We start from the raw sequence: 10,437 nt of genomic DNA on the forward strand, positions 1-10,437 counted from the left end.
GACTAAAATTTCGGCTTTTCCACTGCTGTCGTAATTCCGTCGCCTTAACCACATCATAATTTGTGCCAAAAGCAGTTTCTAAATTCGCCCAAAAACCATCAGATTGAGCGAAATTGAACAAAACATCGTCAACAACAGGAAGAATCGGCAAAAGAGGGGTAGTCATGACGTTAACTGCAAAGGTTTATTGATAACAGTTTTAGCCTAACAATGGCCAATCTTTCAAGACCCCTGTAACAGAAATTAACATTATACAGAAAACGGGTTTCTTGAAGAAACCCGTTTTCTTGGGCGACAAACCAGAATTATTCAGGTTTGATTAACTGATTTAAATAGCCTTGAAAATCTGAGATTGAGTCAAGAGTAATCGCTTGTCTTAAGAGATTTTTCAGAAGAGAAGTGTCTTGAATTTGGCTAATCTCATCAACCAGTTCCGAAGGCACATTCTCAAAGCGAATCTCAAGGGCATCAATGACAGATTCTCGAGCTTTTTGAATCATCCCCTTTTCCATTCCCATTCTTTCAACACTGGTAATATAAGGCATTCTTTTTTCCTCCTCGTACTGATTTAATTCCTGTTGAAACTCTTGTTCTAATTCAGTGGGTAAGCTCATCAGCCAATCGATAAACTTAAAGAGGTTGAGAATATCCTCTCGTTGATAACCCTGTTCGTACAACCGTTTAGTTAATGCTAATTTCGCTTCCTTGCGCTTTTTTCGGTTTTGCCGAGTTTCTAAAGCTTGGAGATGCGCCATCACGACTGTAGCAAAAGGATTGCGGCTGGCTGCTAAAGCTGACCACTGCTGCTTAAATTCTAGCAACTTGACGACCGGAAAGCGAAAACTCACTTGACAATCAAATAACTCACGTTCAAATTGATTGGGTCGCCAAGAAGCATTATCATCACCTAAAACTGCCAAACTCGCTACTGAACGCCTGTAACGATCATAAATGCGATAGTAATAGACAAACATCCGTTCAGCAAAGTCAATTTCTCGCTGACCCTGGATTTCTATGTGGATTAAAACCCAGGTCTCTTCTCCCGCCATACGATAAATTTTCACCAACTTATCGACGAGACGTTTGCCTAACTCAGCATCCCGCACCACTTGTTGAAGTTCTTTGTCGAGAAATTCAAAGCCTTGATTCCAATCAATACCCGCGTGAGCTTGAGGAAAAAAGAAGGAAACAAAGTCTTCAAAGTAGATTTCTAAGACATCTTTCCAAGGAGTATCAAAATCAGTATTTGGGTTATTCATTTCAGTTATCAGTTATCAGTTCTCTTGAACCACCGAAGCAATTTTTGTGATATACTGTACTTACAATCGCAGAAAACGGGTTTCTTAAAGAAACTCGTTTTCTCCAAAAGGCGATCGCTAACGTCAAAGCTAGGCAGTTAAAGTATTTAACCAATTGATTAAATCTTCAACCGCAGAGAAGTCGAATAAAGCTTCTCCTAATGCTTCGACATCATCAATACTTAACTCCATAATTTTAGTTTCTAATGCAGGATTAATCTCCCCTAACTTGCGTTTAAGTTGACGAAGAATCAATGTCTTTTCGCGTTCAATACCTTGTTCGATACCGCGTTCAATACCGCGTTCCATACCTTGTTCGATACCTTGTTCGATACCTTGTTCGATACCTTGACGCATCCAACTGGTGGTAATTTGCATAACTCCCTCCTGTACGGGTTAACTAAATGTGCTAATCTCTTCTTGAAATTGTATCTCTTCGACCGGATTTAGATTGAGATAAGTATCAATAAATCCAGAAATTAATTCCATTTTCGCCGCATCTAACCTTAAAGTGATTAACAAGCGCAGACATTCCGCCTTAACCTTAGCTCGCTCTTTGTCTGCAATAGGGTGATCCAGAAAACGGGTTTCTTGAAGAAACCCGTTTTCTATTCAATCTCCTGACTCCTGACTCCTAACTCCTAACTCCTAACTCCTAACTACTGATTACTGATAACTGATCACTGATAACTGAAAAGTTACGCTAATCTTTAGATAAATTGCGAGAAACATACCAAGTAAAACCGCCGCCGATAACTGCCATAACTGCTAAAGCTAATAATACCGGTCGGAGTCCGAATTGAGTTTCGGCGATACCCGCGACAGCTAAGGGTAAAGAGAGGGCAATATTAACGGCATTATTTTCTAAACCAAAGACTTTACCGCGCATTTCGGGGGGTGTATCTGCCTGTAGGGTAGTTTGCATGGGAACCCCGACTAAAGCGGCAAAAATCCCTAATAAAGCCGTCATAGCGAAGGCTAAAATTAAACTTTTTGTTGCTAGGGATAAACCGATTAAAGCTGCCGCCATACCCAGGGAACCCCAGAGACTTAATCGGGTGTGGGAGAATTTTTGACCCCAATAACCTAGGGTAATCGCACTAACTGCCATTCCCGCACCACAGGAGGCTAATAAAAAGCCAAATTGAGAGGCTTTTAACCCGGGTAGTTTTTCGGCCATACTGACGGCTAATACTGATAGAGCAGCAAAAATACAGAATAAGATGACTAATTGAATTAGAGCGTTACGAACTTTATGATTTTTGTTGAGGTAACGAATGCCGTCGCGGATATCTTCCCAAACATGGGGCTGTTCTGCGGTAGGAATAACATATTTTTCGCTAGTTCGCAGGATAATTAGAATTAAACCGGCAATTATATAAAAAGCACCGACAATCATCACTTTGCCAATATCAAATTGTCCGGCTCTCGTGCCGAAAATGCTATCAGCAAAAGCTAATACCGGTTCACCGATGGCAAAACCGATAATTAATACTGCCATGGTGGTTAAAGTGTTGAGGGAATTAGCGGGTAGAAGATGACGACGTTTTACCACTAATGGCAGGGTAGATTGTTCGGCGGGGGCAAAAAATTGGGTTAGGGTGGAGACAAGAAAAGTAATGACTAACAACAGGAAAAAACCGAAGGGTAAATTAAATTCTCCCTGTAACCGGTAATGCCAATTTCTTAAACCGTCAGGCAACCAACCGAGGGGAACCGCTAAAGTTTGCTCGCGCACTAACCATAATAATAGGGGTATGACGAGGACAAAAGCCCCGCGTAAAAGGTTAGAAATAACTAAAACTTGTTTTTTTAACCATCTATCAACATATACACCCGCCACCGAACCCACTAACACCGCCGGAATTGTATTAGCAATCATTATCGCCGATACCCAGCCGCTAATCGATTGATCGGCTTCTTGGTAATGGGTGGCAATTAGGGAGATCATCAGGACTAAATAGAATTTATCCGCTAATTGGGAAAAAATTCCCCCCGCCCAGAGAATGAGAAAGCGCGGGTTTTTTAGCACTGGGGCAAAACCCTGACTGGGATTGGATTTGGGCGCACGTTTAGGCAAGCGGTTCATGGTTTCTGCGTCGGATTGCCTCGGTGAGGAATCGGAAGAATTAAAAACAGGAGTGGAGGAGTCGCTAGAATTAGCGTCGCTAGTTTCTGAGTCAAACAGTTGCATTATGATGATTTTTGCTATCTGTTTAAAATTCTAAGGGAGATAAACCCTCAACTAATGCCGAGGAGCGAAAAGTTTTTCCCAGATGATATTGAGTATAGCGGCGCAGCAGGCGATCGAGGTTAATCCAAGCTAGTTCTGAGGTAAGGTTTTCTTCTGGGGGAAAATCTGTTTTTCCTAGGCATTGCAGTAATTGCAGTTCTTGCAACGTCAGTTTACTATCGATTTTGGGCGGGTTGATTGTTTCTGTGAGGGCAGCTAGATCTATTATGCCCCCTGCCTCGAAACTAAATCCTAGGCAATTGTCCCCAATTAAGGCTTTTCCCGTCAACAGGCAGTTATGGACTTGCGGCACTAAGCCGGCAATTATTAAGAAATGAAAAATTGCTTGACAAAGGTAGGGAAGTATGTATTGATTCTCGTCGAGGACTTCAATTCTGGCCAGATGGCTGCAGATTAATTCGTATAATTCCCTCTGGGGTTGTTCGCTCAGTGCGATCGCTAAAACCAGTTCGCAGAGGTATTGACTAACGGTGAGTTTGGCGAGATTTTGACTTAATTTGGGATAAGATTCGATAGTTTCAGCTTGAACGACCTTATCTAGGGATTTTCCAGCGACTATCAACAGATTATTGACCACAAATAGTTCACTTCTACCCCGCAGGGAAGATTTATACTTGCGCGCACCTGGAGCGATGGCTCTAATTAAACCATATTCGGCGGTCAAAATAGTTAAGAGGCGATCGGCTTCTCCGAAGGCCATTCCTTGTAGATTGATTCCAGTAGCTTGATAGGTACGAGACATCATTTAATAATTAACTAGGGTCTGCTGAAAAAGTTTTTCGTGGGGACAGGGTGTGGGGTGTGGGGTGTGGGGTGTAGGGTTTTACCGATTTTGAGGGGGTCAATTACCTAATTTTCAGGGAAAAAGTCCAGGGATTTTCCCCCCGATCACTCCCATATCTGGTACCTTTTGATTGACAAAAGGTCTAAAAGTCTTACCCAACAAGGTTTTTAGATTTTTTCGGCAACCCCTAGCTAATTGTCTCCCCAAGAAGACTTGAGCTAATCACCAAGCAAGGGGAAATCAGTCAGGACTATGGAGGTTAGCGGACTCGAACCGCTGACATCCTGCTTGCAAAGCAGGCGCTCTACCAACTGAGCTAAACCCCCGATCTGGTTTTTAGGACACTTTCGTTATCATAACCTATAGTGAAAAATATTACAAGTTAATTTTTCCCTTGCCTGCCATGTCTTATCTAGTCGCCACTTTTTACCAGTTTGTGGCTTTGTCAGATTATCGTCAAAAACAGCCAGAAATACAAAAATACTGCCAAGAAAGAGGAATTAAAGGAACTATTCTTCTGGCAGCCGAGGGGATTAATGCAACGATCGCCGGGAACAGTCAAGCGATCGCTGAGGTGATTAGTTGGTTAAAAACCGATACTCGTTTAGCTAATCTAGAGGTGAAAGAGTCTGTTTGCGATTATTTGCCCTTTCAACGCTTAAAAATTCGCTTAAAACAGGAAATTGTGACTTTTGGTCAACCCAAGGCTAATCCTCTCGAAAACACAGGAATTCATCTCAAAACTGAAGAGTGGAACCAATTGCTGAAAGAGCCGGACGTGGTAGTGATCGATACTCGTAATAATTATGAAGTGAAGATCGGTACTTTTGCGGGAGCGCTTAACCCAGAAATCCAGCATTTTCGCCAATTTCCTGAGTATATTCAGGAAAGTTTTGATCGTATTAACGATAAAAAAATAGCTCTTTTTTGTACGGGGGGAATTCGCTGTGAAAAGGCGGCAGCTTTTTTATTAAATCAAGGTTTTTCTCAAGTTTATCAGCTAGAGGGAGGTATTTTGAAATACTTAGAAGAAGTTAGTCCTGATCAGAGTCTTTGGCAAGGAGAATGTTTTGTTTTCGATCAAAGAGTGGCACTAACAGCTAATTTAGAGGTAGGACATTATGAAATGTGTCCCGCTTGCGGTCATCCCATCGATGAAAAAGATAAACAGTCCCCCAATTACCGAGCAGGAATATCTTGTCCCTATTGTAGTTAATTTTATCCTATCGTCCCGCTCTCATCTCCCTACTTTTCTAGCATCTGGTTACTTTTTCTTGCGGATTTGTGTACCAGAAATCATGTCATGAAGGGCGCGTTTTTTCTTTGTCCAGGCTGCCAGTAAAAAGCCCAAATATAAGGGAGCAGTGGAGAGATATTTTAGTAAGTAGCGGCGATTTGCTCTTGCAAAAGATATGCGTCGGCCTTGGCTATCGGTGACGGATAAATCAAAAAACATTTTACCAATAGTGGCTTTAAAAAGATATTCTAAGAAAACATAATATAACCATTTAATAACTATTCCTAAACCGAGAGCGGTCAGGATGGCAATATGTTCGTGAGTAAAGTTAACTTTGGCTTGAATATTATAGATAATTGCCGCTATAAATAAAGCAAAACCAAAAATTGTTGTTCCAGCTGCACTTAATCCTGCTGCGTAGTAAACCCAGATTTCTTTGGCTATATCAAAATCAAGGTTTAAATCTTGAAAAGTTGACCATTGTTGTAAGCGAAAACAGATATAACCACCTAATAAAGCGGCGATAATAAGAACGATAAAAGAATCAATTAAAGAGGCTTTTAACCGGAGCCAAAACCCAGCATAACTGGGAGAAATTGCAGCGAGTAAAGAAATAAGTGCAGGATTGGGAATAGGAATAATTTTAGGTTTTTCAAGAGAAGAATTTTTAGTTTTTTTAGTTTTTTTAGTTTTTTTAGTTTGATGGGTATTGGCTTTAATATCAGTAATAATTTTTAGCAAAGTTTTGGTGTCTTTAGGTCGATCAATAGGTTTTTCTGCCATTAAATTATCGATAAAATCTGCTAATCGAGAAGGGATATTTGGCGCATATTTACGCCAGTTAAATTCATTGGTATTAATATTGTAAATTTTCGGGTCACTGGGTTCTTTACCGGTTAACAAAAAGACGAAAGTTTTGCCCAAAGCATAAAAGTCTGATTGGGGGACAGAGTGACCAAGAGATTGTTCAGGAGGAGCATATCCGGGGGTATAAATTCCTGTATTTTTACCTCCTGCTAGGACAGTTTTAGTCACTTGTCGCGCTGCCCCAAAATCAATTAAAACTAATTGACCATCGGGTTTTAAGATAATATTAGAAGGTTTTATATCACGATGATAGAATTTATGTTTATGAACTTCATGGAGAATATTAGCTAACTGAGTTAACCAATCACAAGCGAGATTATAATCAATCGGTTTAAATCCTCTTTGTTTTTGATATTCTTCTAAGTCAATACCAGCAATTTTCTCCATGACTAAACAGTGTAAAGCAGTTTGACTCTCCCGGGGATGATAAATAAAATAGTTTTCTCCTTTGGGAATACCGGGGTGATTTAATTGTTTTAAAAGATTGGCTTCCTGTTGAAATAAATCAATAGCTTTGCTAGAATCGTAGGTAAGAACTTTTAATACTTTGGGTATTTTACGTTCATCTATCACTTCATAGGTATTACCAAATCCACCTTTGGCACTCAATAAATTTGTGACTCGATATTTACCATTTAAAAGCAAGTCGGAACCACAGGATTGACAGTAACGACTCTCCGTGATACTTTTCGGTTTGGGACAATGAGGATTAATACAAAAACTCATGGATTTTATTGGTAGATTACAAAATAAACTTGATGATTAAAATATTCACCGATATATTTAAGGTTTATTGCCAAGAAAAAAGCCGCGCAATCCCAAAGTTACCACGGCACTTAAAAAAGCCACAACCATGGGGATAATCAGGGATTTAAAACCTTTTAAGTCAGCAATATCTTTAACTAGGATTGCATAACTATCTTCGACTTTTTCCAGTCGTTTATCCATTGTTTCGACTTTCTGATCAAGAGTTTTAATATCTCCTTTTATTTCCGTGACTTCCACTTTTAAATCATTAACATCTTTTTGGAGACTGTCAAATTTTTGATCCATATCTCTTTGGAGACTGTCAAATTTTTGATCCATATCTCTTTGGAGATTGTCGATTTTCTGATTAACATCTCTTTGGAGATTGTCGATTTTACTCTCGATTCTTGTCAGGACAGATTCAAGGGAATAGGTAACGGTTTCGCTAGTTTGTGTCATAATTAAACCCCTCTTACAGATAACTACTTTATTGAAATAAAAAATTAAGGTTTGTTGCCAAGAAAAAAGCCGCGCAATCCCAAAGTTACCACGGCACTTAAAAAAGCCACAACCATGGGGATAATCAGGGATTTAAACCCTTTCAAGTCAGCAATATCTTTAACTAAGATTGCATAATTATCTTCAACTTTTTCTAGTCGTTTATCCATTGTTTCGACTTTCTGATCAAGAGTTTTAATATCTCCTTTGATTTCTGTGACTTCCACTTTTAAATCATTAACATCTTTTTGGAGACTGTCAAATTTTTGATTAACATCTTTTTGGAGACTGTCAAATTTTTGATCCATATCTCTTTGGAGATTGTCGATTTTCTGATCCACATCTCTTTGCAGGGTGTCAAATTTTTGATCCACATCTCTCTGAAAGGAATCTATTTTCTGACCCATATCTCTTTGGAGAGAGTCAATTTTCTGATTAACCTCTTTAATGCTATCTTTAATTTCTTTTAGGACAGATTCGAGAGAATAGGTAACGGTTTCGCTAGTTTGTGTCATAATTAACAACCTCTGGTCGATGGGGCCAAATACAATTAGGTTATACTAAAAAAGTTTTGCGTTGGTGTGGGGTGTGGGGTTTTACCCATTTTCAGGAAAAAAGTCCCTGAATTTTCCCCCCGATTACTCTCGGCTGGCACTTTTTGATTTGAAAAAAGCCTAAAGATATTATCCAACAAAGTTTTTAGATTTATTCAGCCAGCCCCAATTATTCCCCTATTGCCTATTACTAGGGACTAAGGACGATTTCGCTACCGAAAAATTTCAATTGTGGCCAGAGAGCGGTCATGGTAATTTAAGAAAGCGATCGGGGAACTCTAACAGGGAAGATCCCGACCCTAGCGAGGGAGTGCCTGTTTAACCGTCTGTCCTATGTACAAGTCTATTACTGTTTTAACGCTGCTGACGGGAATTATCGCCGTTGATGTGGTTTTTGCTCAATCCACTGTTAATCTTCCCATCACAGTTAAACGGGGAGAATCCTACGAAGGATTATTGACTAGAGCATCGCAATTAGCAGAGAAAACTATCATCAGTCGTTTTAATCAACAACAGGGTCTTAATAAAATTGATTTATTGATAACGGCCGAAAAATCAGGGGCGATCGCACCTCTCCTCTCGGTGAAGGTGTCCCGTCAAGATTGGTTTGGCCATCCCAATATTCAACGCTGGGGGAATGTTTTTCCCTTTGGCAAAGATCTCCTCGGTTTTAGCTCTCCCGCACCCGTCCTCACCCCGAAAAGTCCCCCCGCTGCCGTTAATCCCACGCCATCTCCAGCACCATCTCCCAGTGCTACCAATCCTCCTCCTCCCCCTGCTTTACCCTTCGAGGACGAGCCGAATAATGCTCCCCAAATCCCCATTCCTAACCAAAGATTAACCACTCCAGCTAATCGTTAATCGATAGGAAAAGGAGGGACTTTCGGCAGACATATTGACTTTTAAGTGGCAAAACGGGGCTGAAACCAGTCTAGGGGAAAAATATCATCTTCTTGGGCGGTTTCTGTCCAACCGGTGACGCTCTCAAAACAAGTCCCCGTCAAGTTAGCACCCCTCAAGTCCGCTCCCTGTAGATTTACTTCTTGTAAACGCGCTCCCGCTAGATTAGCACCCGCTAAATTGGCCCCGCGTAAATCACTACCCGTCAGACGTGCCTCGCTAAAATTAGCCCTTTCTAAATTGGCCCCTTGAAAGTCCACCTCTTTCAGAAAAGAGCCGCTAAAATTGGCTTCCCTTGCGGAAATCTGACGACATTTAGCCCCACTTAACCGCGCCTCTTGCAAATTAGCCCAATTGAGATTAACTTTATCTAGGGTTGCCTCCAAGAGATTAACTAAGTATAAATTCGCCCCGCATAAATTCGCCCCGCATAAATTCGCCCCCCGGAGATTAGCATGGGAAAGATCCGCCCCACTTAATCGCGAGTTACGCAGGTTTGCCTGAACCATAAAGGCCCCGGTGAGATTGGCTTTGGTTAAGTCCGCTTCCACTAATTGCGCTTGACTTAATTTGGCATAGGTTAAATTCGCCCAATTCAAACTCGCTCCCCGCAGATTTGATTTAGTCAGAAAAGAGCGACTCAAATTAGTTCCGCGCAAATTGGCCGCAGCAAAATTGACGGCAATCAGAGTCACTTGTTGTAGATCTAGACTCATCAAGTCAATGGCTAAAAAATCCCGCTCTCCTTGTTCGTAGCGTCTTAGTAACTGATTAACTTTCATCTCCCTTCTTCTACTTTAAGACGGTGGTTAAGAAGTAATCAACAAAAGCACCTAAAAACTTTGTCCGATAACTCACTCTGCTTTTAGATGAGCAATTTACGAGGCCCTCCTTTGAGTTTATGTAAAGTTTTTTTTCGATTTTTTAAGGGAAGATAACCCGAACAGCAAGTTAATTTTAATCATAGTTAAATAGCTTGGCTAAAACAGTTGGACTGGTTTTCCCAATTCTACCCCAGTCCATCGGGTAATTAGTATCTAAAACTACTCTTGTTAAAAAACTTATCTATTGTTCAAACTCGATTATATTTAGGGTTTGCGGCAAAAAGTTTGTTGGTGGGGTTAGGAGTCAGTATTCAGTATTCAGGAGTCAGGAGTCAGGAGATTATTTTTATTTGTTCTTCCCACACCCCACACCCCACACCCTACACCCCACACCCTACACCCTACACCCTACACCCCCCACCCCACACCCGACACCCCCCACCCGCCCCCCCACACCCCCCACCCCACCCCCGC

General features: G+C 41.0%; 10 protein-coding genes, 1 tRNA gene and 2 pseudogenes. 3 read left to right on the forward strand and 10 right to left on the reverse strand.

What is annotated here, in order from left to right; genetic code table 11:
- From O9290_RS28400 to O9290_RS02095, 6 genes and pseudogenes are all read right to left on the reverse strand, one after another.
- Positions 1 to 166: pseudogene (locus O9290_RS28400) on the reverse strand (calcium-binding protein); the annotation flags it as partial.
- 139 nt (positions 167 to 305) lie between these two features.
- Positions 306 to 1,259: an RpnC/YadD family protein gene (locus O9290_RS02075; protein ID WP_288027425.1), complete on the reverse strand. Its 954-nt coding sequence runs from the start codon at positions 1,257 to 1,259 to the stop codon at positions 306 to 308.
- A gap of 129 nt (positions 1,260 to 1,388) precedes the next feature.
- A pseudogene (locus O9290_RS02080) lies at positions 1,389 to 1,865 on the reverse strand (DUF4351 domain-containing protein); the annotation flags it as partial.
- A 136-nt stretch (positions 1,866 to 2,001) separates the two neighbouring features.
- Positions 2,002 to 3,492 carry an MFS transporter gene (locus O9290_RS02085; RefSeq protein ID WP_288086626.1) on the reverse strand — a complete coding sequence of 497 codons (1,491 nt, stop codon included), beginning with the start codon at positions 3,490 to 3,492 and terminating at the stop codon, positions 2,002 to 2,004.
- A 22-nt stretch (positions 3,493 to 3,514) separates the two neighbouring features.
- A complete protein-coding gene (gene recO / locus O9290_RS02090; protein WP_002763897.1) occupies positions 3,515 to 4,297 on the reverse strand; it encodes a DNA repair protein RecO in 783 nt (260 codons plus the stop codon).
- Positions 4,298 to 4,589: 292 nt separating this feature from the next.
- Positions 4,590 to 4,662, reverse strand: a tRNA-Ala gene (locus O9290_RS02095).
- A 77-nt stretch (positions 4,663 to 4,739) separates the two neighbouring features.
- Between O9290_RS02095 and trhO the strand changes: the two genes are divergently transcribed.
- Entirely contained in the window at positions 4,740 to 5,552 is an 813-nt protein-coding gene (trhO, locus tag O9290_RS02100) for an oxygen-dependent tRNA uridine(34) hydroxylase TrhO (protein ID WP_288057611.1), read from the forward strand.
- Between the two features lie 48 nt (positions 5,553 to 5,600).
- Here trhO and O9290_RS02105 read toward each other — a convergent pair whose 3' ends face one another.
- From O9290_RS02105 to O9290_RS02115, 3 genes are read right to left on the reverse strand one after another with little or no spacing between them, the layout of a single operon-like run.
- Positions 5,601 to 7,166: a protein kinase domain-containing protein gene (locus O9290_RS02105; protein ID WP_288057613.1), complete on the reverse strand. Its 1,566-nt coding sequence runs from the start codon at positions 7,164 to 7,166 to the stop codon at positions 5,601 to 5,603.
- A 57-nt stretch (positions 7,167 to 7,223) separates the two neighbouring features.
- Entirely contained in the window at positions 7,224 to 7,646 is a 423-nt protein-coding gene (locus tag O9290_RS02110; protein WP_002763893.1) for a hypothetical protein, read from the reverse strand.
- A 44-nt stretch (positions 7,647 to 7,690) separates the two neighbouring features.
- Positions 7,691 to 8,200 (reverse strand): coiled-coil domain-containing protein, encoded by a 510-nt coding sequence (locus O9290_RS02115; protein ID WP_002763892.1) that lies wholly within the window; start codon positions 8,198 to 8,200, stop codon positions 7,691 to 7,693.
- A gap of 372 nt (positions 8,201 to 8,572) precedes the next feature.
- Here O9290_RS02115 and O9290_RS02120 point away from each other — a divergent pair, with 372 nt between their 5' ends.
- Positions 8,573 to 9,100 carry a hypothetical protein gene (locus O9290_RS02120; RefSeq protein ID WP_288059533.1) on the forward strand — a complete coding sequence of 176 codons (528 nt, stop codon included), beginning with the start codon at positions 8,573 to 8,575 and terminating at the stop codon, positions 9,098 to 9,100.
- A gap of 41 nt (positions 9,101 to 9,141) precedes the next feature.
- Here O9290_RS02120 and O9290_RS02125 read toward each other — a convergent pair whose 3' ends face one another.
- A complete protein-coding gene (locus O9290_RS02125; protein WP_002763888.1) occupies positions 9,142 to 9,921 on the reverse strand; it encodes a pentapeptide repeat-containing protein in 780 nt (259 codons plus the stop codon).
- Between the two features lie 267 nt (positions 9,922 to 10,188).
- On the opposite strand from O9290_RS02125, the gene O9290_RS02130 reads away from it, so the two are divergent.
- A partial coding sequence (locus O9290_RS02130; protein WP_288086628.1) for a hypothetical protein occupies positions 10,189 to 10,437 on the forward strand: 249 nt, incomplete at its 3' end.

This window comes from Microcystis sp. LE19-41.2A (assembly GCF_027530405.1).
GTDB classification, from domain to species: domain Bacteria; phylum Cyanobacteriota; class Cyanobacteriia; order Cyanobacteriales; family Microcystaceae; genus Microcystis; species Microcystis aeruginosa.

Excerpts from the sequence above, each read along its gene's own strand:
- O9290_RS02075 (WP_288027425.1), bottom strand. The coding sequence starts at position 1,259 with ATGAATAACCCAAATACTGATTTTGATACTCCTTGGAAAGATGTCTTA.
- O9290_RS02085 (WP_288086626.1), bottom strand. The coding sequence starts at position 3,492 with ATGCAACTGTTTGACTCAGAAACTAGCGACGCTAATTCTAGCGACTCC.
- recO (WP_002763897.1), bottom strand. The coding sequence starts at position 4,297 with ATGATGTCTCGTACCTATCAAGCTACTGGAATCAATCTACAAGGAATG.
- trhO (WP_288057611.1), top strand. The coding sequence starts at position 4,740 with ATGTCTTATCTAGTCGCCACTTTTTACCAGTTTGTGGCTTTGTCAGAT.
- O9290_RS02105 (WP_288057613.1), bottom strand. The coding sequence starts at position 7,166 with ATGAGTTTTTGTATTAATCCTCATTGTCCCAAACCGAAAAGTATCACG.
- O9290_RS02110 (WP_002763893.1), bottom strand. The coding sequence starts at position 7,646 with ATGACACAAACTAGCGAAACCGTTACCTATTCCCTTGAATCTGTCCTG.
- O9290_RS02115 (WP_002763892.1), bottom strand. The coding sequence starts at position 8,200 with ATGACACAAACTAGCGAAACCGTTACCTATTCTCTCGAATCTGTCCTA.
- O9290_RS02120 (WP_288059533.1), top strand. The coding sequence starts at position 8,573 with ATGTACAAGTCTATTACTGTTTTAACGCTGCTGACGGGAATTATCGCC.
- O9290_RS02125 (WP_002763888.1), bottom strand. The coding sequence starts at position 9,921 with ATGAAAGTTAATCAGTTACTAAGACGCTACGAACAAGGAGAGCGGGAT.